This window comes from Bacillus sp. L_1B0_5, assembly GCF_000836715.1.
GTDB lineage: Bacteria > Bacillota > Bacilli > Bacillales > Bacillaceae_G > Bacillus_A > Bacillus_A thuringiensis_S.
In genome coordinates this window covers 79,406-103,726 of record NZ_JXIS01000041.1, presented here as the reverse complement: position 1 = coordinate 103,726, position 24,321 = coordinate 79,406, and the positions used below count along the sequence as shown (strand labels likewise).

Genomic DNA, 24,321 nt, shown 5'->3' with positions numbered 1-24,321 from the left:
TATAGTGTATTATGTAAATTTAATTTCTTGCTTCTGAAGTATTGACGTGTAAAATAATTTTATGATAAAATAAAAATTTTGCTAAAAAACTAAAAGTATGTTAAGCTTGAGAAGGTTACCATATATGGAGGTGGATTATTTGTTTCAAATTGGCGATAACATTGTTTATCCAATGCAGGGAGCAGGTATAATTAAAGCCATAGAAGAGAAGGAAGTCTCAGGAGAAAAACAACAGTATTATGTTATAAAAATGTCGGCTAGTAATATGGAACTAATGATTCCAGCAGGGAGAATATTGAATTCGAATATACGACCAGTTACGGATATAACCGCATTAGCACACATAATGCATATTTTTCAACATGGGGAATCAGATAGATTACTTACGTGGAAACAAAGGTATAAATTGAACACTGATAAAATAAAGACGGGTAAAATGCAAGAAGGTGCTGAAGTTGTGCGTGATTTAATGCGTATACAGAAAGAAAAAGCACTTAATGCAAGCGAAAAGAAGATGTTAGATAACGCATATGAATTTTTGATTAGTGAACTGGGATTAATTGAAGGTATCACAGAAAATCAGATAAAAAGCTTTTGTTAAGGTTCATTACAAATAATGTATTATATCCCAAAAAAGATTTTGAATTTTTTGGGAACATAATTATAGAAAATTTATCATTTCAAAGACATTCAACTCTTTCACACCACTTTTAGAGCATTACCTCTATTGTTATTACTACAATCAAATCCATTTTTATTTTTAAATTTCATTTATGAATGTTCGAAGTTTAATTGAATACTTCGATAAAATAGTTACTTGATTTTTGCAATCCTGATTCACACTGGCACGGACGAGGAGCCGTAAGGATGAAAGAGAGGTAGGGCTTTCATTGTTTTAGGTATATAAGTTATTATTTTTAGAAGAATACTGAACCATATTCACTTCTATTGATAAGGTATTTTTTATATTAAAGAGATAAATGAATTGACAGCCATATATGTTCAACAAAAAAGGTTTCCTTCTAAGGAAACCTTTTTAATATTATTTATAGCATTTTATTTTTTTGATATTCGAATGTTTTATTGTAAAGTCGTAAAAATTGACGTTACTATCTAAAAGTAAGTATGATGCGATTATAGTAAGATTTTTTAGGGGGAAAAAAGATGACAAGTTCAAGTAATAAAGCAGCGAGTATTTATGAAGGAACAAATGTAAACGCTGGTGGATCTTTTGAAAACGTTGAAGAAACAAAGTTGTTTGATCCAATTCAAATTGGAGCTTGGTCTCTTCGTAATCGTATAGCAATGGCACCGATGACAAGATGCTTTGCAGATAATGAGACTGGAGTAGTTGGCGCTGATGTAGTGGAATACTACAGAAAACGTGCTGCGGATGGAATTGGACTAATTATTACAGAAGGAATTGTCATTAGTCCGAGAGCAAAAGGGAACCCAGGAGTACCAGGTATTTATACACAAGAACAAATCAATTCTTGGAAACCTGTTACAGAGGCAGTACATAAAGAAGGCGGGACGATTATTGCTCAAATATGGCATGTTGGGCGTATGAGTCATCATGAAATAATTGGTGGTCAAATGCCGCAAGCACCATCTGCTATCGCTGCAGAGGGAAATGTTCCACGTTTTCGTAAACCGTTTGATACGCCAGAAGCAATGACGTTAGAAGAAATACAAGAAGTGATCGGTCAATACGCACAAGCTGCGAAAAATGCGATCGAAGCTGGATTTGATGGAGTAGAAATTCACGGTGCACACGGATATTTAATCGATCAATTTACGTATGAGTTTGCGAATAAGCGAACAGATAAATATGGCGGTAATTTAAAACAAAGGTTAACGTTTATGAAAGAAGTAACGGCGGCTGTAATAGAAGCTGTTGGAGCTAATAAAACACTTCTTCGTTTCTCTGCTTTCAAAGGTGATAATCCTGCTTATATGTGGGAAAACCCTGAGCTTGCAATTGAAACGTTCGTAAATATGTTCAAAGAAGTTGGATTAACGATGATACATCCTTCAACGATGAACTATACGCAAGAGATTGCTGACGGAAAGAATTTTCATCAACTAGTAAGAAAATATTGGGATGGTACGATTGTAGGGGTTGGTAATTTAAATCCGAAAGAGGCCGAAGAAGCGTTGCAAGAAGGAACGATTGATGTAGTGGCATTTGGCAGACCGTTAATTGCTAATCCAGACTTTGTTCATCGAATTAAACATGCTGAAAGTTTAGTTGAATATGACGCGAAAGAGCATCTTGCTACGTTAGTATGAATAAAGATAAAAGGAGAGCACATCGAGTGTTCTCCTTTTATTATGGGATTTCATAGGGGGAAGCGGGATGAGTGAAACGCTACTCGTTATTATTAGTATATTACTATTTTTAATGTTGCTTTTAATCGTCTTTTTTATCATTACATTTTTTATAAAAAAACGAACACATCATTCTATTTTAAAGTTACATCCGTACTTAGGAAGAATGCGCTACTTACTGGAAAAGATAGGGCCTGAATTTCGACAATATTGGTTTGATCATGATACGGATGGAAAGCCTTTCTCACGTTATGATTTTCAAAGTGTTATGTTTTTAGCGAAATATCGCTCTGAAATACTTGGTTTTGGATCAAAACGAGATTTTGAATCTTCTGGCTATTATATTGCTAATACATTATTTCCAATATTAACTGAGGAATTAAGTGTGAATCTCACGCAAGAGCGGGAAGGTAAAAAGTACGTGATTCATAAAGAAGGGTTATTTTCAAGAAGAGAAAAATTGACAGCGGATACAACGAATCTTTGGCTGTATGAAGAAGAAGATGCAATTATAGTCGGTGAGAACCGTAAATATCCGTGGAAGCTACATGGCATGTTTGGTGCATCTGCGACTTCTTACGGCGCGATTGGAGAAAATTATATTTTAGCGAGTGGTTTTGGAGCAAAAATGGCAGGCGGATCGTGGATTAATACTGGTGAAGGTGGCGTTATTCCAGAACATTTACATACAGGAGCGAATATCGTTGCGCAAATTGGTCCAGGGTTATTTGGATACCGTGATGAGGACGGTAATTTTTCAATGGGAAAATTCATGGAGAAAGCGAAAGAAAGTAATATTAGAGCATTCGAATTGAAATTTGGGCAAGGTGCTAAAATACGTGGTGGTCATCTAGAGGGACAAAAAGTAAATGAGAAAATTGCTTCTGTTCGCAACGTCAGAAAGGGAGAGACGATTAATTCACCGAATCGATTTTCATTTTTAAAGAATGCAGCGGATACACTTTATTTTATTCAACAGTTGCAAGAAAGCGGCGGTAAACCAGTTGGAATGAAAATTGTAATTGGTCAGCAGGAGCCTTTGGAAGATTTAATAAAAACAATGAAAGAACTAAACATTTACCCAGATTTTATTACAATAGACGGTTCAGAAGGCGGATCAGGGGCAACGTATAAATCGATGGCAGATTGTATGGGACTGCCACTTATTCCAGCATTACTTACATTTATCGATACAGCAAATTATTATGGTGTGCGTAACAAGTTTAAAGTATTTGCATCGGGTAAATTAATCACACCAGATAAAGTGGCGATCGCTTTAGCGATTGGAGCGGATGCTGTAAGTTCAGCCCGCGGATTTATGATGGCAAGCGGCTGTATTATGGCTCTTCAATGTAATTCTGGCCAATGTCCATCTGGTGTAGCTACGACGAATCCGCATTATCAAAAAGCGTTAGATCCGTATGAGAAGAAGTGGCGAGTCATGAATTATATTATTAGTATGAGATATAGTTTATTTTCATTAGCAGCGGCAGCCGGAGTGAAGAGCCCGCGCCATTTAACGAGAGAGCATATTGTGTTTAAAGATGAGGTGGGGAGAGTAGTTCCTCTTTCGGAATTGTTTCCTATAGTAAATCAAACCTAAAAGTATATTTGATATGTAAGATTTTTTAAAGGAATAATCATATTTTTGGAAAAATTAGGAGTATAATAGGGAAGTATTTTAAAAATGACTATTTTTAGGGAGAGATTCACTTGCAGCAAGGTTCTTACAGTATTACAATTTTTTTACTCGTCATAGGGCTCGTTATATTTAGACGCATGCGCTCTATGAATCGACCAATTAATAATAAAGGAAGACGACTACTATTGCCATTATTTTTCTTATTACCAGGTTTTTCTTTATATGCTGCACCGATACAACTTGCTGATTGGCAAATTGGTATAGCTGCTGGGATCGGACTGTTATTGTCAATTCCACTTATTATTTTAAGTGGGTATGAAGTCAGAGAAGATGGTCAAATTTATGCAAAAAAAAGTATCGCTTTTATTGCTACATTTTTAGTTATCGTTCTTTTACGTGCTTATTTTAGAAGACATTTACAAGGTTTAGATCCAAAGTCAATCGGCATTCTTTTCTATACTCTTGCGGTTTGTTATATAGTACCTTGGCGTATTGGATGCTATATGAAATTTCGTAAAGTATATGTAGAGAAAGCGAAAATTGAGACGTCAATAAGCTAAAAGTCATACATTTGTATGGCTTTTTCTTTTAAAATTTATCGGGTAAACGAATGAAAATAAGGTGTGAAAAAACACTGTTTAATCTTCTGAATATTATTACTTTAATTTCTTGAAAAATCATTGTAATCCACTGGGATAAAGGCGTTTATAAAGGTTTTCACATGTAGTAAAAAGTGCTCGTTCACTTGAAAGAACAAAAAATGTTTGTTAAGGTAGGGAACCATAAGCGAAAACAAGAAAATAGAAAAAGTCATTTTTCGAAATTTTGAATGGCTTATGGAATAAGGGAGAGATTTGGTGAAGATTGAAATTATGGTTTCGCTTGCTATTTATATGGCAGGTATGTTGTATATCGGATATTGGTCTTATAAGAAGACATCCGATTTATCAGATTATATGTTAGGTGGAAGGGGACTCGGTCCAGCAGTTACAGCTTTATCAGCTGGTGCTTCTGACATGAGTGGTTGGATGCTAATGGGATTACCTGGTGCGATGTATGCAACAGGATTATCAAGTGTATGGATTGCGATAGGTTTATTAATAGGTGCTTATGCAAACTATTTAATCATTGCCCCACGTTTACGAACGTATACAGAAGTGGCAAATGATTCAATTACAATTCCAGACTTTTTCGAGAATCGGTTTAAAGATCGTACGAAAATACTTCGTTTTGTCTCCGCTATCGTCATTTTAGTATTTTTCACATTTTATGCGTCGGCTGGTTTAGTTTCAGGTGGACGTTTGTTTGAAAATTCTTTCAACCTGGATTATAAAATTGGTTTATTTGTAACAGTGGGTGTCGTTGTTGCGTATACACTATTCGGTGGCTTTCTAGCCGTAAGCTGGACGGACTTTGTACAAGGTTGTATTATGTTTATTGCGCTTGTACTAGTGCCAATTGTTGCTTTTACGGATGTAGGTGGTGTAACAGAAACATTTAATACGATTAAACAAGTCGATGCATCGCATTTAGATATGTTTAAAGGGACCACAATACTTGGCATTATTTCATTTTTAGCATGGGGACTTGGGTATTTTGGTCAACCGCATATTATTGTCCGTTTTATGGCAATCACCTCTATTAAAGATTTAAAGACTTCTCGTAGAATCGGTATCGGTTGGATGACGATTTCAATTATAGGTGCAATGCTTACTGGTCTAATTGGTATCGCTTATTATGCTAAAAATAATGCGACATTACAAGACCCAGAAATGGTCTTTGTAACATTCTCAAATATTTTATTCCATCCGTACATTACAGGATTTTTATTATCAGCTATTTTGGCTTCGATTATGAGTAGTATTTCCTCACAATTACTTGTTATTTCAAGTGCAGTAACGGAAGACTTCTATAAAACATTTTTCCGTCGTAACGCAAGTGACAAAGAACTTGTATTTATCGGTAGATTGTCAGTATTAGTAGTAGCTATGATCGCAGTTGTTTTAGCGTATCATCCAAGTGATACAATTTTAACACTTGTAGGTTATGCTTGGGCTGGATTTGGTTCAGCATTCGGACCAGCCATTTTATTAAGTTTATATTGGAAAAGGACGAATAAATGGGGCGTTCTTGCAGGTATGATTGTTGGTGCAGTAGTTGTTATAGCATGGGTACAAATTCCAAGTTTAAAAGCAATTATGTATGAAATGGTACCTGGATTCTTCTGTAGTTTATTAACTGTTATCGTTGTAAGTTTATTAACGAAAGAACCCGTTAAGGCAGTTTATCGTGAATTTAATGAGATGGAAGCAGTACTGGAAGAAGAAATGAAATGATTTGCAAAAAGAGTAAACGATGAATAGCGTTTACTCTTTTTACATGTAAAATGAAAGTAAGGACTTATTGACAATAAAAAATAAGTAACTTATAATAAATCTTGAGTTCGAGATAAATAACATTCTAAATCAAGGTTTATTATAATTATAGATTGAACAAATGTTTTTTTGTAGATTATCTCGAATTCGAGATGATTTCTATAGGTTAGACACTAATGCGTAATTTTATAATCGATATCTCGAATTCGAGATAAAATTATAATGACGGATTTTACTTTGTAGCATGGACAAAATGAATAATGAATTTAAATGTAAAAGAATTTTTATAATGAAATAAAAAAGGAGTGGAAGAAATGGAAAAGAAAACAATGGGAATCCATCACATTACAGCGATTGTAGGGAATCCACAAGAAAATGTAGATTTTTATGCTGGTGTATTAGGGTTACGTTTAGTGAAACAAACAGTGAATTTTGATGATCCAGGTACGTACCATCTTTATTTTGGAAATGAAGGAGGAAAGCCCGGAACAATTATTACGTTCTTCCCATGGGCAGGTGCTCGTCAAGGTATTATTGGCGACGGTCAAGTAGGAATTACGTCTTACGTTGTACCAAAAGGTGCAATGGAGTTTTGGGAAAATAGATTAGAAAAATTCGATGTTTCGTATACAAAAATGACTCGTTTTGGAGAGCAGTATTTAGAATTTGATGATCCGCATGGTTTGCATATAGAATTAGTTGAAAGAGAAGAAGGCGAATTAAATAATTGGAGTTTTGGAGAAGTTACACCAGAAGTAGCAATTAAAGGGTTTGGAGGTGCTGTTCTTTTATCTGCACAGCCTCAAAAAACAGCTGAATTGTTAGAACATATTATGGGTCTTGAGAAAATTGGAGAAGAGGGTGAATTTGTTCGATTCCGTTCTTCTGCTGACATTGGAAATATTATTGATTTGAAATTATCAACAATTGGTCGTGGCCAAATGGGCGTTGGTACAGTTCATCATATTGCTTGGAGAGCGAGTGACGATGCTGATCAGCTAGACTGGAAAGAGCATGTGTCTCGTTTTGGATATCACGTAACTCCTGTACAAGACCGAAATTATTTTAACGCGATTTATTTTAGAGAACATGGTGAAATCTTATTTGAAATTGCAACAGATCCTCCTGGTTTCGCTCATGATGAATCGTTAGAGACGATGGGTGAGGAATTAAAGTTACCGGAACAATATGAACAACATAGAAAACAGATTGAACAAACGCTTTTACCATTTGAAGTGAGAAATTTAGATTAAAGTGATTGAAAGGGGAAAAGGATTATGATGAAACATGTTTTTCAAAAAGGAAAAGATACGTCAAAACCAGTGTTGTTATTACTTCATGGCACAGGTGGTAATGAATTAGATTTACTACCACTTGCAGAAATAATTGATCCGGAATCGGCGGTATTAAGCGTTAGGGGAAATGTGTTAGAGAATGGGATGCCGCGTTTCTTCCGCCGATTAGCAGAGGGCATTTTTGATGAAGAGGATTTAATTTTCCGTACGAAGGAATTAAATGAATTTTTAGATGAAGCGGCTAAAGAATATGAATTTGATAGAAACAACATTGTAGCTATCGGTTATTCGAATGGAGCAAATATCGCAGCAAGCTTATTATTCCATTACGAGAATGCATTAAAAGGTGCTGTGCTTCATCACCCAATGGTACCTAGAAGAGGAATGCAATTAGCAAATTTAGCAGGGAAATCTGTGTTTATTGCTGCTGGGACAAATGACCCAATTTGTTCATCAGCAGAGTCAGAGGAATTGAAGGTATTATTAGAAAATGCAAATGCAAATGTAACAATGCATTGGGAAAATCGAGGGCATCAATTAACAATGGGTGAAGTAGAAAAAGCAAAAGAGTGGTATGACAAAGCATTTTAAAAAAAGAAGCATCTGCTAACGATTAGCAGATGCTTCTTTTTTATTTAAGACTGGATTGCAAGATGAGATGAAGAAAGTGGCAACTGAATATCAACGATAGTACCTTTATTTAATTCGCTTGAAATGTGTAATTTACCATGATGTTCTTCAATTATTTTGTAACATATCATTAAACCTAGTCCTGTGCCTTTTTCTTTTAAACTATAAAATGGTTCACCTAAACGAGAGATACGATTTTCTGGGATACCGCAACCTTCATCCATAATGCGTATTAAGATAAAGGAATCTTCTACTGGTTTTGTTTGTATTAAAATATTTCCGCCATTTGGCATTGCTTCTATAGAATTTTTTAATATATTTATGAAAACTTGTTTTAATTGGTTACCATCACATTGAATATCATGTTTGTAATCAAAGTGATCCATAATGATATGAACACTATGCATAATAGCAGTCGGTAAAATAAATGTGACTACCTCTTCAATTAAAGTTTGTATGTTACAAGTTTGCATAGACAATACTTGTGGTTTAGACATTGCCATAAATTGACTCGTGATAGATTCCATTTGTGAAATTTCGCTTAACATCACATCGACATACCATTTATTTTCCTCATTTATTTCAGGGAGTAGTAATGTTAAAAAGCCTTTTAGAGAAGTGAGCGGATTTCGAATTTCATGGGCAATTCCAGCTGTCAGTTGTCCGACTACCGCGAGCTTTTCTGATTTTCTTAATAACTTTTCAGTTTCTTTTAGCTCGGTAACATCTCTTCCCATCACGATAAGACCTTTACGGGAACCGTCGGGATGATAAAGAGGGACTTTTGATATGCTTAAGATTAGGTCGGAATCATCCCTATGTATAATAAATTCTTCTCCATGAAGAATTTGCCCTTGTTGCCATGCGAGTTCATCAACTTTTTCACAGTGTAAAAAACCTTCTCGGTACGCTTCATTATATTGAATGAGTTCATTGTCCTTTTTTCCGTGATAAGGTACATGGTGGAAATTGAAACATGTAAGGGCGTAGTCATTTGCTTCAAGCCAACGGCCTTCATGATCCTTAAATATAACAAATGCAGGCATTGCATTCATTAATGTACGTAATCTCTTCTCACTTTCTTTTAATCTTTGTTCAATTCTTTCTGATTTTTCAAGAGGTTTCATTATTGCATATACACCGGTTAACCGATTTTTTGAAAAGATAGGAACTAGTTTTGTTATGACATCTAGTAAATAGCCGCCTTTATGATAAATAGATAGGATATACTCTTGTTGATTGTCCGCTTTAGTAGTTTTTATATATTGTAATACTTGCTCAGAAATATGAGCTTCTAAAATAGAGGTAATGTTTTTACGTTCTAATTCTAAAGAAGTGTAACCAAGTATTCTTTCAGCAGAAGGATTAATATGTAAAATAGTTCCCTCTAAATTGAGTGAAATAATACTATCAGGATTGTGTTCGAACAGAGATGCGTACATTTCTGTTAATGAACGATCGTGCATATGGTTTCGCAAACGTCCAGAAATGCTCGGATGACGTTTTCTTTGAGTTGATGAAATTTTTTTACGACTCATAATATTTCCTCCGTACAACTAGCATCTAAAAAGATTTGTCTATTCATAACTATAATATAGGTATAACCCATATTTCTATAAAAAATGAAGTTACAGAATTGAATTTATTTTCTTTTTTTACTAAAAACATAAAATGCAGTAATAAGAGAATCTTATATCGTTTTATTATTTCTTTGTAAGTTACATTGAAATGATTTTGTTATAACATAAGGGTAGAGGGGGGATGGAAAATGAAAAGTTATATTAGAGGGATTGATCACGTGCAAGTAGCTGCACCTGTAGGGTGTGAAGAAGAGGCACGTGATTTTTATGGGAATACAATTGGTATGGAAGAAATTCCAAAGCCAGAAGAGTTGAAAAAACGAGGTGGATGTTGGTTTAAGTGTGGAAATCAAGAAGTCCATATTGGTGTCGAGCAGAACTTTACACCAGCTAAAAAGGCTCATCCAGCTTTTTATGTGAATGAAATTAATGAATTTAAGCAAACGCTTATAGAGCAAGGTGTCAAAGTGATTGATGATTATGCACGACCAGATGTAATTCGATTTTACGTGTCAGATCCATTTGGAAACCGAATTGAATTTATGCAAAATAAAGACTAGGTGGATTCCCACCTAGTCTTTAACTTCTTCTGAAAAGTCCTAACACTTCTACAGTTTCTGTAATATTAACGAATGCATTCGGGTCGATTTCAGAAATTGTTAGTTTCATACTTGCTAATTCTTCACGAGAAACGACTGTCATAAGTACACGCTTTTTCTCGCTTGAATAAGCGCCTTCGCCATCAAGTAACGTTATTCCACGTACAACAGTTGAAAGAAGCTGTTTTTTCATTTTTTCTGCTTCATTTGTTACAATCATAAGTGTAACTTTACGATGTTTTGTATGAACAGCATCAATTACTTTACCAGTTACATAAATTGAAAGTAAGCTTGTAAGTGCAACATCCCAAGTGAAGAAGAATCCTGCGATTATTACAACGACTGTATTTAAAACAATAAGGAATCCGCCAAGTTTAATGTCTCGCTTGCGGGATAAAAGCATACCGATAATATCAAATCCACCAGTGGATCCATTACAGTTAAAAACAAGACCAATACCAGCTCCGGCGATGACACCTCCGAAGATAGAAGATAACAATGGATCTGTTGCTACGACTTTTACTGGAACGTAGTATAATGCAACAGATAATACAACTACAGAGACAACTGTGTTAAAAATTACTTTTTTTCCAAGACCTATGTACCCTAAAATAAGGATAGGTAAGTTTAATACAAAGTTAATAATGCCTGTGTTTACAGGGGTTACAATCCCTAAAATAATAGCAATTCCGCCAATTCCACTACTTAAAATTTTGTGGGGGATAAGGAAAAGATTAAAGGCAACCGCAATAATAATAGAACCGATAATAACACCAAGGAATCTGACCATTTCTTTCCCGTCCTTCACTGAAAAATTCATATTATTTCAAGATTATATATGATATTGAAAGTTTTGGGTGAAAACAGTTTATTTAGGTAAATTAGATTAATCAAAAGAATTTGAGTATTTTATCATTTGAAAGGGGATACAGTTGTGAAGATAAAAACATATCAACAGAAAAGCCCGTTGAAGCAAGAATGTGAGGATTCTTATTTTTGTAATAAAGAAAATAAGATTTATGGTGTATGTGACGGTGCAACACCACTTGTCCCGTTTCGTGATGAAAAGGGACATAATGGAGCATACATCGCTTCGCATTTATTTGCAAGTTATTTTACTGCATTACGAGAGAATCATAGTTTACAATTTGCAGTTGCCAAAGCAAATGAAGCATTGCAAAGCAAAATGTTAGAATATGAAGTAGACACGAGAAAAAAAGAGTATTTGTGGTGCACATGTATCGCGGCAGTCCAAATAGTTGGTGAGAAAATTGAATATGCGCAGCTTGGGGACTGTATGATTGTCGTAACTTTTCAAAATGGAACGATGCAAGTATTAACGAAAGACACAGTTGAAGGAATTAGTAAACGAGCAAAAAAGAAGAGGGAAGAAGATCGTAAAAAAGGATTATCTGTACCAGAAGAATATGTTTTTCAAGATGTTCGAGAACAGTTAAAATACAATCGTTATCTTGCAAATATGCCAAATGGTTATTCAGTTGCAAATGGAATGAAAGAAGCGATACATTATTTACAACATGGTGAATTACATACAGATGAAGTGAGTGGAATTTTTATTTGTTCAGACGGGTTATTTCACCCAGATTGGTCATTAGAACAAACCGTTGCATATATAAGAAAGAATAGTATAAACGAATATGTAGCAATCATTGAAGAGCTAGAAGGCGAAAAAAGAATAAGGCCAGATGATAAAACGATTATTATGATTGATTTTTAAGAGGAGGCAGTTCAAATGGAAATTAAATGTGTCAATCTAACATTTCAAGATGAATTAGTTCCTTTAGAAAAAGTAAATAAACTGATTATTCACCATACAGCTGAAGATGGATGGGACGTGTATAAAACGCATGAATTTCATCAAACTGTAAAAGGGTGGAGCGGGATTGGTTACAACTATTTTATCGAAAAGGACGGAACTGTAGTGGAAGGGCGAGGTTTACATATTGGAGCGCACGCGAAAGACCATAACCGTCATACAATTGGAATATGTATGACGGGAAATTTCGATAAATACGATCCCACTCCTGCACAAGTGAATGCATTATATTCTTTATGCAAAATGTTTATGAAGCAATTTGCTATAAAGAAAGAAAATATACTAGGTCATAGAGAGTTAGAAGGAGTTACAAAAAGCTGTCCTGGTAATCGTTTTTCTATGGTAGAGTTAAGGAAGATATTATCTTAAATATAGAGGAGTAACAGCGATGATGAATATAAAAATACCAAATGATAAAAAAGAAGAGCTTGTAGCGCAAATTCAGCAATTTTTCATGGAAGAAGATTTAGATGAAATTGGACGTTTCCAAGCAGAGCGTTTAATAGAAGAAATGATTAAATTAGTTGGACCATTTGCATACAATCAAGCAATTGGAGATGCAAGAAAGCTTGTAAGTGAGAAATTAACGAATATCGAAGAAGATTTATACGTGCTAGAGAAGAATGAAGGAAAATAAAAAAAGAGCCGATGGGCTCTTTTTTTATTTGATTGATAGCAAAAAAACATGGAGAAAACACGGAAAGGACATTGAAAATACACCTTTTATTTTTAGAATATTCTTAGTTTTAAAATACTTCAGAAAGGAAGATTGTAATGAGATTAACGCCAAGAGAAATTGATAAACTGCTAGTAGTTGTTGCGGCTGATTTAGCTTATCGACGAAAGGAGAGGGGGCTTAAGTTAAACTATCCAGAAAGTATTGCTATTATTACGTATGAAATTTTGGAAGGAGCAAGAGATGGTAAAAATGTAGCGGAATTAATGGAGATTGGAAAAACCATTTTAAGTGCTGAAGATGTTATGGATGGTATTGCAGACATGATATCAGATATTCAAGTTGAGGCAACTTTTCCTGATGGAACAAAATTAGTAACTATTCATCAACCAATTCATTAAAGGAAGTGAATGTTATGATTCCAGGGCAATATATCCTTGCGAAAGAAGACATAGTATGTAATGGAAATAAAAAAGCAACGAAAGTCAAAGTACTAAATCAGGGAGATAGACCTATTCAAATTGGATCTCATTACCACTTTTATGAAGTGAATGAGGCGTTAAAATTCAATCGAAGTGTAGCAATTGGACGACATTTAAATATTCCAGCAGGTACAGCGGTAAGATTTGAGCCTGGAGATGAAAAAACGATTGAATTAGTTCCATATTCAGGGGAACAAGAAGTATATGGATTTAAAAATAAAGTGGATGGCGATATTCAATCTTATACAAAAAGAGGGAGATAGCATGAGTTTTAAGATGTCACGTAAACAATATGCTGATTTATATGGTCCAACTACAGGAGATTCTATTCGTTTAGCGGATACACAATTATTCGCACATGTTGATCGAAATGCCACTGTATATGGTGATGAAGCTGTCTTTGGTGGAGGAAAATCAATTAGGGATGGTATGGGACAAAATTCACAACTTACAAGAGAACAGGGGGTTGTGGATGTTGTTATTACCAATGCAATTATTATTGATTATACAGGAATATATAAAGCGGATGTTGGTATAAAAGATGGAAAGATTTCAGCAATAGGTAAGAGTGGTAATCCTTCAGTTATGGATAACATTGATATCATCATTGGAACATCAACGGAAGTAATTTCTGGTGAGCGGAAAATCGTTACAGCTGGAGGTATTGATACACATGTGCATTTCATATCCCCACAACAAATTGATACAGCATTAGCTTCAGGTATAACAACTTTAATTGGTGGGGGAACAGGACCGGCAGAAGGGACTAAGGCAACTACAATAACACCTGGATCTTGGAACTTAAGAAAAATGCTAGAAGCAGCAGAAGCTTTTCCTGTAAACCTTGGGTTTTTAGGGAAAGGAAATAGTTCAAGTCTACCTGCCCTGGAAGAACAAATATTTGCAGGGGCTATCGGATTGAAAATCCATGAAGATTGGGGAGCGACTTCTTCAGCAATTAATCACTCGTTACAGATTGCTGATAAATATGATATTCAAGTCGCTATTCATACGGATACTTTAAATGAATGTGGTTTTGTGGAAGAAACGATAAAAGCTATTGATAATCGTGTTATTCATACGTACCACACTGAAGGAGCTGGAGGTGGGCATGCACCAGATATTATAAAGATTGCTGCGCTGAATAATATTTTACCATCTTCAACGAACCCGACCTTGCCATATACAGTGAATACGCTGGATGAACATTTAGATATGCTCATGGTATGTCATCATTTAAAAGCGAATATTCCAGAAGATGTAATGTTTGCAGATTCAAGGATTCGAAAAGAAACAATCGCGGCAGAGGATATTTTGCAAGATCTAGGGGTTTTCAGCATGATTAGCTCTGACTCACAGGCGATGGGAAGGGTTGGCGAGGTTATTATTCGCAATTGGCAAACTGCCGATAAAATGAAAAAGCAGATTGGTAGTTTAGAGGGAGATAAAGAATATAACGATAATAATAGAATTCAACGTTATATAGCTAAGTATACAATTAATCCAGCTATTACACATGGGATTTCAGAATATGTTGGCTCTATTGAAGTAGGAAAGTATGCAGACCTTGTAATATGGGATCCACAATTTTTCGGTGTTAAGCCAGATATGGTTTTGAAAAATGGGATGGTAGTGATGGCATTAATGGGAGACGAGAATGCTTCGATTCCTACCCCACAACCATATTATGAAAAAAAGATGTTTGGTGCATATGGAAAAGCAGTACAGTCAAGTTCGATTACATTTGTATCGAAAGTAGCTTATGAGAATAATATTAAAGAAAAATTAGGTTTAAATAAAGTTGTATTACCTGTTAAAAATACGAGAGAGATTTCGAAGCGAGATATGAAACTAAATAATGCAACACCAAAAATTGAAGTAGATCCGCAGACATATGAAGTTAAAGTTGATGGACAAGTAATCACGTGTGAAGCAGTAGATATACTACCTATGGCTCAAAGATATTTTTTATTTTGATATAACGGGGGAGATAAAATGATTATTGAAAAAATTAATAACAACGTATGTAATATGAATAATTTTTCAAATACAACAAAGCATCTTGATAAAATATCGATTTCTAGTGAGCTTTTACTGAAGAGGGTTCAGAAATTATATTCAGAATCTGGTTTTGAAATTGGGGTGTCTTTAGATAGTGGAGAAACATTAAAGAACGGTGATATTTTATATGAAGATGAAAATCGAATTGTATATATTGAAGTATTACCAGAAGAGGTGATTGTAATTACTCCAACATCAATAAAAGAAATGGGAATTATTGCTCATAACTTAGGAAATAGACATTTACCAGCACAATTCGATGAAGGGTGCATGATTTTGGCAAATGACTACTTAGTAGAAGATTTACTTAAAAAGGAAGGTGTTCCTTATCAAAAAGAAAATAGAGTATTACCAAAACCATTCAAGCATGCTTCACACAAACATATTTAACCTATTTAACCTACTCCAAATTAGTGATTCGAACTTCCCAACAGGAAGTTTTAGTCACTCTTTTGGATTAGAAACGTTTATTCAAGAGGGACAAGTTACAAATAAAGCCGAATTTTTCAAATGGGTTAATCGATATATAAAGGTCCAATTAACATACACGGATGGCTTAATTTGCAAATGTACTTACGAAGCAATTAAGACTAATGAGGGAGAACAAATTACATTTTTAGATGATTTAATAACAGCACAAACACTGCCTTTTGAATGTAGAAAAGCAAATAGAATGATTAGTAAAAGTACTTCTAAATTATTGTGTGAATTGTTCTCATTTGTAAATTTAAATATATATAAAGAAAATATTATGGGTAATAAATTACAAGGTCATCCGAGTATCGTATACGGAATATTAGGGGCGGAATTGAAAATGACAATAGAAGAAACGCTCTTAGTTTTCTTATACTCAAGTGTTGGAAGTATAATTCAAAACGGTGTGAGAGCCATTCCTCTTGGACAAACAGATGGTCAAAAATTATTACAAGAATGCCATGAATTAATCTGTGAATCTATTGATAGAATTCAAATACTTTCATTAGAGGATTTTGGATTGAATGATCCTGAATTCGAAATAAATCAAATGCAACATGAAGATGTAAATGTAAGGGTCTTCATGTCATAGGGAGGAAAAAATAAAATGATAAAGCCTATTAGAATTGGTATCGGTGGCCCAGTAGGTGCTGGGAAAACAATGTTAGTTGAAAAGTTAACAAAACATCTAAATACAGATTATGAAATTGCAGCAATTACAAACGATATTTATACGAAAGAAGATGCAAAAATTTTATTGAAAACAGGTGTTTTACCAGAAGATAGAATTATTGGTGTAGAGACAGGAGGGTGCCCGCATACAGCAATTCGAGAGGACGCTTCTATGAATTTTGAAGCAATTGAAGAACTTATGATGAGACATAATAATTTAGATATTATTTTTATTGAAAGTGGGGGTGATAATTTAGCTGCCACATTTAGTCCGGAGCTAGTGGATTTTTCAATTTATATTATTGATGTGGCACAGGGAGAAAAGATTCCGCGTAAAGGTGGACAAGGAATGATCAAATCTGATGTATTTGTAATTAATAAAACGGATTTGGCACCTTATGTAGGGGCTGATCTTGGAGTTATGGAGCAGGATACGAAAAATTACCGACATAATAAACCATACTTTTTTACAAATTTGAAGGATGAAGAAGGTTTGCAAGAATTAATAAATTGGATGCGACAAAACATTATGTTAGAAGGATTGAAAAAATGAAATCCCCTACAGGTGTCTTAAATATTGATGTGATGGAAAAGAGACATAAAACCGTACCTATTAAGGTTTATCATAAAGATGCCTTAAAAGTAACGCAGCCAATATATTTGGACGAGTATGGTAGAGCATATTACTATATTATGAATTCTGGTGGAGGCTATTTAAAAGGAGATTTCTATTCTATAAATATAAATGTTGGTAAAGATGCGAAAACATATATAACAAGCCAATCGGCAACGAAAGTTTACAAGACTCCAAATAGTTATGCTTTGCAAGAATTGAATTTTTATATTGGTGAGAATGCTGTTATGGAATATCTACCAGACCCGTTAATTATGTACAAGGATGCAGCATATAAGCAAAAAACCAATATATATATGCAAAATAATTCTACATTGATTTTATGCGATTCAGTTACGCCCGGTTGGTCGCCAAATATGGAGAAGTTCACATACCAATATTTTGATTCGTTAACAAAAATATATATGGAAAATAAACTTGTAGTATACGATCATCTATTGTTAAACCCTTTCAAAGAGTCGTTAGATCAAATGGGAATATTAAATCAATATTCCCATTATGGTACTTTCATAGTTATTAATGAGAACATTACAAATGATTTAATTGCAGCATTGAAAACATCACTATCTAACACTAACAATATGAAAATTGGAATATCTTCTACACCATGTAAAGGCTTTGTCATACGCATACTTAGTCATAATACAGAGGATATCGAGTCTATATTTTTTCAGTGTCATCGTTTTGTTAGAGAGCATTGTCTACATGAAGAATTAACATCCTATCGAAAATATTAAGTAAGAGAAGGGGATACTATGACTAATGTGGGATTATTGTTTGTCGGTGCAGTTCTATTTATGAATTCACTAGCAGCTTTTAAACTCATTGATAGCAAAAGTGTAGGATACTTTAATTTATTTGTAGGGGCATTACAAACTTTGACACCATTATATTTATTATTTACAGGAAGTCAATCCGATGAGTGGACTATCCTATCTAGTGGAACTATTTTTTTATTTGGTTTTACTTATTTATATGTTGGTCTTACGAATATATTAAAACTTGATTCTTCAGGTGTAGGTTACTATTCTCTTTGGGTTGCTATCATTGCAACGGTTATGGGAATAGTGAATCAATTACATGAGAGTGGAAGTTTACAAAGTACAATAATTTGGTTCTTTTGGGCATTCCTTTGGTTTTTATTTTTCCTACAAGATGGATTGAAAAAGAAGATTCATATTTATGTAGGTATTGTTTGCTTCGTTGAATCCTGGATTACTGCAACAGTACCAGCTCTGTTAACACTTACAAATCATACAGACGTGTTAAATAATTTTGTAATTATTTTAGTGACTATTATAACGATTGTAGTTTTTATTATGGCACTTTTCTTTTTCAAAAGTATTCAATTTAAAGTAGAAAGGGTTAGTAACTATGTGGAAAAGTGAACTAAAAAAGGCAACTAACTTTTTTGTTATTATTATATTTCTTCATGTGCTTGGAATTCTCTTATTATTACCGGCACTGTATAAAGGTAATAGCATAATCGGAATGGCTATTATTGCATATTCTTTAGGATTGCGTCATGCGTTTGATAGTGATCATATTGTCGCAATTGATAATACTGTTCGGAAATTAATTGAAAAAGGTAAAAACTCACAGGGGGTGGGATTTTACTTCTCACTAGGACACTCTACAGTAGTATTTGTGATGATTGTATTAATTGCTTTAATTGGAAAAACTGCAAAACATGGGATGGAGAGTTTTTCAACTATAGGCGGTATTATTGGTACAATCGTTTCTAGTACATTCCTTATTATTATCGGTCTTACCAATCTGTTGTACCTTATTAAAGTGTTACGAAGTCAAGAGGACAAACAGCTAGAAAACCTGGGATTTATATACCGTTTCACGCAGCGCTTATTTACATTTATTGATAGTCAGAAGCAATTGTATATGATCGGTTTTTTATTTGGGCTTGGTTTTGATACAGCGAGTGAAATTGGATTAATTGCTCTTTCTACAGTAACTGCAACAAGTCAATCTATTCCACTTGTAAGTATATTTGCTTTCCCCATTTTATTTGCTGCAGGAATGTCATTGATGGATACATTAGATAGTACATTCATGAATACGAATTATAAGTGGGCAATGGAAAATAGTCGAATAAGAAATTCATATAATGTATTAATTACCTCAATATCTGTTATAACGGCTTTTTTAATAGGGGGGTATCAACTATTATCTTTGCTTATTGAAAGCTATAATTTACAGGGACCGTTTTGGAATCTCATACAGGTAGTTAATTTTGATTATCTGGGTATATGTCTTGTAGTATTCTTTATTATTTCTCTTACTGTTTTTGCTGTATGGAATAGAAATGCCTTTAAAAAACCACTTACAAAGAGTATAGAGAAATAAAAATATATCATATGTTATTTGGTTCATTATATATAAAGTAAAATAAAAACACGTTAGATGAAAATACATCTAACGTGTTTTTATTATTTATGTTCCTTATATTCATGTACTTGTTCTTTCACATTACCAACTGTATCTTTAGCGGTGCCTTTCACCTTATCCCATTTTCCTTCAGCTTGTAACTTCTTATTGTCAGTTACTTTCCCGACAACTTCTTTTACTTCGCCCTTTACCTTATCAATGGCACCTTCTACTTTTTCTTTTAAACCGTGTTCGTGCTTAGTCATACATTTCTCCTCCTTGTAGTTTGATTAGAATTTTCTTTTCATATTGCAAGTTGAATGATGTATCTAGTAATAGCGTAACAAATTTAGTTTGAATATTCAAATGATTAACGGGATAGAAAAGGAATTGTCATAAAATGTTTAAAAATGTAACGGAAGGAGAAAGAAAGTAAATTATATGTCTTTTGCAGTCCATATCGATTTCGTATAAGCGATTTTCATATGGGCACGTTCCATATTATTTTGACTGCCGCTACCGAACCTTGCTTGTCCAACTATTAAAGTACAATTGGATTCAATAGCTGTCTTAATTCGTCTTTGAATTAATGCAGTGTGACAGCCTTTACGCTGAAATTCTGGCAAAGTAGCAGACGCAGCTAATGATGCGACACCTTTATTTATATACAGGACACCAATACCAGCAGGGATATTTTGAACTGCAGCTATGAAAAAATGCCATCCTGGTTCATTGTAAAGAATTTCGTTATTTTGGCGAACAGCATCTTTTGTAAAGGATGGCATATTAAATCCACGTACATATATGTCTGCAAAAATATCAAATTCATTTTCTTTTAGTTTTCGTATTGTAATATTAGAAGGAAGAAGTGATGAATCCTCTCTCGGTATACTATACAAAGCAGTATGGAAGCTAGATTGGTAAAAACCTTTTTGAGATAAGTATTGAAATAATTCAGTTGTACCTTGTGCTGGGGTAATTTCAAAACGACAAGGGATTTGTAGTGATTCATAATAAGAAATGATTGCATCAATCGCATCTGCATTTGTAATACCTTTTACCGTATTAAAAGCAGGACCGGCAATTATTTTTGATGAAAAGGCAGTGGCACTACCGAACTTTTTCATTTGCACTTGCATTGGATTTCCGATTATTGCTTGTAGTCCCTCTAATCTAGAAGAGAGCATATCAATTTCTGCATTTTCAATTTCTGTTGCTATATCGAGTGTCATAACAGTAGTCATAAAATTCCTCCATTAATAAATATCTTTCATAGTACATATACGATTTTTGTTTTGAGATTCCTGTTGTAATGTAAGAGAATAAGAAGTTTTTTGGAAGGGAAATGGAATTGAACTGTCGAAGGGAGTAGAAACAGATTAAAGGTGGTGCTCTCATGAAACAAAAAGCCGTGCAGACATGCTCTAATTGTGGTTCTCAAAACATAGGAGAAGGTGAGTTTGTCGGATATGCACAAATACGGAAAAAGGAAACGATGTTCACATCTTCACCGGTGGATGCTTATATTTGTACAGACTGCGGAAATATCCTTTCATTAAAAGTACGACATTATGAAAAGTTTAAGCAGAAGCCGTTATGATTATTGAAAAGTGTTTTTATTAAAGAAGCTAATAGGAGTAATATTTTACATATATATGAATATGCCTTATATAAAGAGATGACAACATATACTGTGTGGGATGCTTATTAATCGTTGCACAACATACAAAAATATATAGAAGAAATTGTGAATTAATATGAGAAAGAAAATTAGCCCTTCTTGGAATATTTCATATCGAAAACTCCTTTAAATGAATAAGGGAGTTTTTATTTTTTTGTAACAATAATTACCTTTAATTGTTATAATTTGTTATTGGAATGAAATGTTTGATTAATGTCATAATCGTAGAAGAAAACTAGCTAAATCGTATGAAAAACCACTATATAACACATTCGCAACCGTAAGTTGACAAAGTGCAACCGCGGGAAGATAGAGATAAGGGGAATGTTTACATACAATTTAGGTAAGAAAACAAAGGGGGACACACATATGGGATTTGGTGAAAAGCTTTTTAAATTAAGAAAGGAAAAGGGCCTTTCTCAAGAAGCATTAGCTGAAAAATTAAATACAACAAGGCAAGCGGTTAGTAAATGGGAAAACGGTCAAGGTTTTCCTGAAACTGAAAAGTTAATAATGATTGGAAATGTATTTGAAGTATCACTTGACTATTTATTAAAAGAAACTGCTGAGCAAAGTAACGAAAAGGAAAATGGTTATTATGTAAGTAAGGAAATGGCAGAAGGGTATGTAGTGTATGGACAAAAAATTTCTAAATATATTGCATTAGGATTTAGCTTGCTTATTTTATCTACAATACCGTACTTATTATTTAAAGAAAATGCAACAATGTCTACGTTTCTTGTCATTATCATTGCAGTGCTTGGGATCGGAGCAATGATGGCATCTGTAACGATAGAAGAGAGTCGATACAATGTATTGAAAAAGGAAGAACTACTATTTGATCAAAACTTTCTAAAAGAATTGACCAAAAGATATGCGACTATTAAGAAGAAGTATACGGCAGTAGTGATCGTTGGATTTTGTTTTATTGCAGCAGGAGCGATACCGTTTTTATTTGAGAAAAAACGAATTACTTCAGGAGAACTCGTACAGTATTATCCTTATTGTGTTGTACTTATTGCTATCGGAGTTTATCTTTTTGTACGTGTGTTAGGAGTGTTAGAGACGTATCGGATTTTAGTAGAAAATAAGGAATACAGTAATCGTTTTATTTTTAAATTGAAAAAGAAAGTAAGGAAAAAGGTAGATAGTTTATAAAAAATAAAAAACATGTTTCGAATCAATGTATTCAAAACATGTTTTTTATCGTTCTGAATTATTTCCAGAGAAATAATTCAGAAAATACAGAAAAATGTCGTAATCATTTGTAGAAGTCTGTTATAATAAACGAAAAAATGAAAACGTTTTAAAGGGGGACATAACCAATATGATGATGAATGTACCGCTAACAATTAGTTCTATGATGGAAAGAGCAGAGAAACTGTTTTCGAAGAAAGAAATTGTTTCACGGACACATGATACAGTTACAACGTTAACGTATAAGCAGTTAGGGGAAAGAACGAGAAGACTTTCCAGTGCGTTGAAAAAGCTTGGAATTAAAGAAAGTGAACGTGTAGGAACGTTAGCGTGGAACCATCATCGGCATGTGGAAGCGTATTTTGCTATTCCAGGTATTGCTTCTGTTTTGCACACAATTAATATTCGTTTATCTCCTCAACATATTTCATACATTATTCAGCATGCAGAAGATCGAATTCTACTTATAGATGAAGATATTGTACCACTCGTTGAAAGTATTCAATCCGAATTATCAACTGTACAAGCCTACATTGTTATGACTGATAAAGATGAGCTCCCAAAAACTACACTTCAGCCTGTATATCATTATGAAAAGCTATTAGAAGAAGGCGATCCCAATTTCCAATTTGTAAAAGATATTGATGAAAATACACCTGCTGGTATGTGTTATACGTCAGCGACTACAGGAAATCCAAAAGGTGTTGTATATACGCATCGTAGTACTGTATTACACTGTATGGCACTCGGTTTAGCTGATACAGCTGCTTTATCGGAAAGTGATGCAGCAATGGCAATCGTCCCGATGTTTCATGTGAACGCTTGGGGACTTCCTTTTGCGGCTACTTGGTTTGGATCAAAACAAGTTCTTCCTGGACCGATGTTTACTCCGAAAATTTTATTAGAGATGATTCAATCAGAAAAAGTGACGTTAGCTGCGGGTGTGCCGACAATTTGGCTCGGCATATTACAAGAGTTAGAAAATAATAGTTACGATTTATCTAGTATGACGAGAATACTATGCGGAGGTGCAGCGGCGCCGAAAAGTGTTATTAAAGCATTTGAACAGAAACATAATGTTCCGTTCATACATGCATATGGTATGACTGAAACGAGTCCACTCGTAACACTTGCACGTTTAAAAAGTTATGAAACGGAATTATCGTATGAAGAGCAACTAGAAATTCGCTCCAAACAAGGATATCTTGTACCTGGTGTCGAGATGAAAGTAGTCGGTACAAATGGTGAAGTGAAGTGGGATGGTACTGAGATGGGAGAATTATGTTTACGAGCACCTTGGATCGCTGAAAGCTATTATAACGATGATCGTACTGTCGAAGGTTTTCGCGATGGATGGTTATATACTGGTGATGTTGTCACAGTCGATGAGGAAGGTTGCGTGAAAATTGTTGACCGTACGAAGGATGTTATTAAAAGCGGGGGAGAATGGATTTCTTCGGTCGATCTTGAAAATGCTTTAATGGCACATGATGCTATATTTGAAGCGGCTGTCGTTGCAGTTCCTCATCCTCAGTGGCAAGAGCGACCAATTGCCTGCGTTGTTCAAAAGAAAAATAGTACGGTTACAAAAGAAGAAATATATGAGTTTTTAAAACCACAGTTTGCGAAGTGGTGGTTGCCAGACGATATTGTTTTTATGGAAGAAATACCGAAAACATCTGTTGGGAAGTTTTTAAAACAGGCGCTTCGGAAAGAACTGGAGCATTTGCATAGAGAGAAATAAGTGAACTTCTATTTGTAAACTCTAATACA

General features: G+C 34.3%; 27 protein-coding genes. 23 read left to right on the top strand and 4 right to left on the bottom strand.

The genetic code is table 11. From position 1 onward, the window contains the following. Window positions 1-139 precede the first annotated feature (139 nt). From RT27_RS13765 to RT27_RS13735, 7 genes are all read left to right on the top strand, one after another. On the top strand, window positions 140-601 hold the full coding sequence (locus tag RT27_RS13765; protein WP_172452095.1) for a CarD family transcriptional regulator: 462 nt from the start codon (window positions 140-142) through the stop codon (window positions 599-601). A gap of 563 nt (window positions 602-1,164) precedes the next feature. After that, entirely contained in the window at window positions 1,165-2,292 is a 1,128-nt protein-coding gene (locus RT27_RS13760) for an alkene reductase (protein ID WP_043936440.1), read from the top strand. A gap of 67 nt (window positions 2,293-2,359) precedes the next feature. Beyond that, a complete protein-coding gene (locus RT27_RS13755) occupies window positions 2,360-3,934 on the top strand; it encodes an FMN-binding glutamate synthase family protein (RefSeq protein WP_043936439.1) in 1,575 nt (524 codons plus the stop codon). A gap of 110 nt (window positions 3,935-4,044) precedes the next feature. Beyond that, a complete protein-coding gene (locus RT27_RS13750) occupies window positions 4,045-4,533 on the top strand; it encodes a cytochrome c biogenesis protein CcdC (protein ID WP_043936438.1) in 489 nt (162 codons plus the stop codon). Between the two features lie 297 nt (window positions 4,534-4,830). Continuing rightward, entirely contained in the window at window positions 4,831-6,309 is a 1,479-nt protein-coding gene (gene putP / locus RT27_RS13745; protein ID WP_016080642.1) for a sodium/proline symporter PutP, read from the top strand. 353 nt (window positions 6,310-6,662) lie between these two features. Beyond that, window positions 6,663-7,601 carry a ring-cleaving dioxygenase gene (locus RT27_RS13740; protein ID WP_016080643.1) on the top strand — a complete coding sequence of 313 codons (939 nt, stop codon included), beginning with the start codon at window positions 6,663-6,665 and terminating at the stop codon, window positions 7,599-7,601. A gap of 24 nt (window positions 7,602-7,625) precedes the next feature. Beyond that, the gene (locus RT27_RS13735) at window positions 7,626-8,234 is read left to right on the top strand and encodes an alpha/beta hydrolase (RefSeq protein ID WP_043315358.1); all 609 of its coding nucleotides are present in this window, start codon (window positions 7,626-7,628) and stop codon (window positions 8,232-8,234) included. Between the two features lie 44 nt (window positions 8,235-8,278). Here the strand turns inward: RT27_RS13735 and RT27_RS13730 are convergent, their stop codons facing one another. Then, complete coding sequence (locus RT27_RS13730) at window positions 8,279-9,811, bottom strand: BA3702 family sensor histidine kinase (RefSeq protein WP_043936437.1); 1,533 nt, start codon at window positions 9,809-9,811, stop codon at window positions 8,279-8,281. A gap of 230 nt (window positions 9,812-10,041) precedes the next feature. Between RT27_RS13730 and RT27_RS13725 the strand changes: the two genes are divergently transcribed. Then, window positions 10,042-10,413 carry a VOC family protein gene (locus RT27_RS13725; protein WP_016080646.1) on the top strand — a complete coding sequence of 124 codons (372 nt, stop codon included), beginning with the start codon at window positions 10,042-10,044 and terminating at the stop codon, window positions 10,411-10,413. 19 nt (window positions 10,414-10,432) lie between these two features. Here RT27_RS13725 and RT27_RS13720 read toward each other — a convergent pair whose 3' ends face one another. After that, window positions 10,433-11,242 (bottom strand): YitT family protein, encoded by an 810-nt coding sequence (locus RT27_RS13720; protein WP_000251348.1) that lies wholly within the window; start codon window positions 11,240-11,242, stop codon window positions 10,433-10,435. A gap of 126 nt (window positions 11,243-11,368) precedes the next feature. On the opposite strand from RT27_RS13720, the gene RT27_RS13715 reads away from it, so the two are divergent. The 12 genes from RT27_RS13715 (at window position 11,369) to RT27_RS13660 (ending at window position 19,649) form a co-directional block, all read left to right on the top strand. Continuing rightward, window positions 11,369-12,190 (top strand): protein phosphatase 2C domain-containing protein, encoded by an 822-nt coding sequence (locus tag RT27_RS13715; protein ID WP_029443047.1) that lies wholly within the window; start codon window positions 11,369-11,371, stop codon window positions 12,188-12,190. Window positions 12,191-12,205: 15 nt separating this feature from the next. Then, window positions 12,206-12,658 carry a peptidoglycan recognition family protein gene (locus RT27_RS13710; RefSeq protein ID WP_029443046.1) on the top strand — a complete coding sequence of 151 codons (453 nt, stop codon included), beginning with the start codon at window positions 12,206-12,208 and terminating at the stop codon, window positions 12,656-12,658. A 19-nt stretch (window positions 12,659-12,677) separates the two neighbouring features. Continuing rightward, the gene (locus tag RT27_RS13705) at window positions 12,678-12,926 is read left to right on the top strand and encodes a DUF2164 domain-containing protein (protein WP_000981064.1); all 249 of its coding nucleotides are present in this window, start codon (window positions 12,678-12,680) and stop codon (window positions 12,924-12,926) included. A gap of 137 nt (window positions 12,927-13,063) precedes the next feature. Beyond that, window positions 13,064-13,366 carry an urease subunit gamma gene (locus RT27_RS13700; protein ID WP_043936436.1) on the top strand — a complete coding sequence of 101 codons (303 nt, stop codon included), beginning with the start codon at window positions 13,064-13,066 and terminating at the stop codon, window positions 13,364-13,366. Window positions 13,367-13,380: 14 nt separating this feature from the next. Then, window positions 13,381-13,710 (top strand): urease subunit beta, encoded by a 330-nt coding sequence (locus tag RT27_RS13695; RefSeq protein ID WP_016080650.1) that lies wholly within the window; start codon window positions 13,381-13,383, stop codon window positions 13,708-13,710. Window position 13,711: 1 nt separating this feature from the next. Further along, window positions 13,712-15,424 (top strand): urease subunit alpha, encoded by a 1,713-nt coding sequence (gene ureC, locus RT27_RS13690; protein WP_043315353.1) that lies wholly within the window; start codon window positions 13,712-13,714, stop codon window positions 15,422-15,424. 18 nt (window positions 15,425-15,442) lie between these two features. Next, on the top strand, window positions 15,443-15,898 hold the full coding sequence (locus RT27_RS13685; protein WP_016080652.1) for an urease accessory protein UreE: 456 nt from the start codon (window positions 15,443-15,445) through the stop codon (window positions 15,896-15,898). After that, on the top strand, window positions 15,876-16,574 hold the full coding sequence (locus tag RT27_RS13680; RefSeq protein ID WP_043936435.1) for an urease accessory protein UreF: 699 nt from the start codon (window positions 15,876-15,878) through the stop codon (window positions 16,572-16,574). Before RT27_RS13685 ends, RT27_RS13680 begins: the two co-directional genes overlap by 23 nt. Before the next feature lie 15 nt (window positions 16,575-16,589). Next, a complete protein-coding gene (gene ureG / locus RT27_RS13675) occupies window positions 16,590-17,207 on the top strand; it encodes an urease accessory protein UreG (RefSeq protein ID WP_016080654.1) in 618 nt (205 codons plus the stop codon). Next, window positions 17,204-18,025 (top strand): urease accessory protein UreD, encoded by an 822-nt coding sequence (locus tag RT27_RS13670; protein WP_016080655.1) that lies wholly within the window; start codon window positions 17,204-17,206, stop codon window positions 18,023-18,025. Before ureG ends, RT27_RS13670 begins: the two co-directional genes overlap by 4 nt. A gap of 18 nt (window positions 18,026-18,043) precedes the next feature. Next, the gene (locus RT27_RS13665; RefSeq protein WP_043936434.1) at window positions 18,044-18,676 is read left to right on the top strand and encodes an AmiS/UreI family transporter; all 633 of its coding nucleotides are present in this window, start codon (window positions 18,044-18,046) and stop codon (window positions 18,674-18,676) included. Further along, a complete protein-coding gene (locus RT27_RS13660) occupies window positions 18,663-19,649 on the top strand; it encodes a Ni2+-Co2+ transporter (NiCoT) family transition metal uptake transporter (protein ID WP_016080657.1) in 987 nt (328 codons plus the stop codon). Before RT27_RS13665 ends, RT27_RS13660 begins: the two co-directional genes overlap by 14 nt. Before the next feature lie 83 nt (window positions 19,650-19,732). Here the strand turns inward: RT27_RS13660 and RT27_RS13655 are convergent, their stop codons facing one another. Together RT27_RS13655 and RT27_RS13650 are read right to left on the bottom strand one after the other, a co-directional pair. Beyond that, complete coding sequence (locus RT27_RS13655) at window positions 19,733-19,936, bottom strand: CsbD family protein (protein WP_016080658.1); 204 nt, start codon at window positions 19,934-19,936, stop codon at window positions 19,733-19,735. A 171-nt stretch (window positions 19,937-20,107) separates the two neighbouring features. After that, window positions 20,108-20,914 carry a GNAT family N-acetyltransferase gene (locus RT27_RS13650; RefSeq protein ID WP_043936433.1) on the bottom strand — a complete coding sequence of 269 codons (807 nt, stop codon included), beginning with the start codon at window positions 20,912-20,914 and terminating at the stop codon, window positions 20,108-20,110. 152 nt (window positions 20,915-21,066) lie between these two features. On the opposite strand from RT27_RS13650, the gene RT27_RS13645 reads away from it, so the two are divergent. From RT27_RS13645 to RT27_RS13635, 3 genes are all read left to right on the top strand, one after another. Then, entirely contained in the window at window positions 21,067-21,270 is a 204-nt protein-coding gene (locus RT27_RS13645) for a hypothetical protein (protein ID WP_000810194.1), read from the top strand. A 450-nt stretch (window positions 21,271-21,720) separates the two neighbouring features. Continuing rightward, window positions 21,721-22,509 (top strand): helix-turn-helix domain-containing protein, encoded by a 789-nt coding sequence (locus RT27_RS13640; RefSeq protein ID WP_029443041.1) that lies wholly within the window; start codon window positions 21,721-21,723, stop codon window positions 22,507-22,509. Window positions 22,510-22,678: 169 nt separating this feature from the next. Beyond that, entirely contained in the window at window positions 22,679-24,292 is a 1,614-nt protein-coding gene (locus RT27_RS13635) for a long-chain fatty acid--CoA ligase (protein WP_043936432.1), read from the top strand. Window positions 24,293-24,321 lie beyond the last annotated feature (29 nt).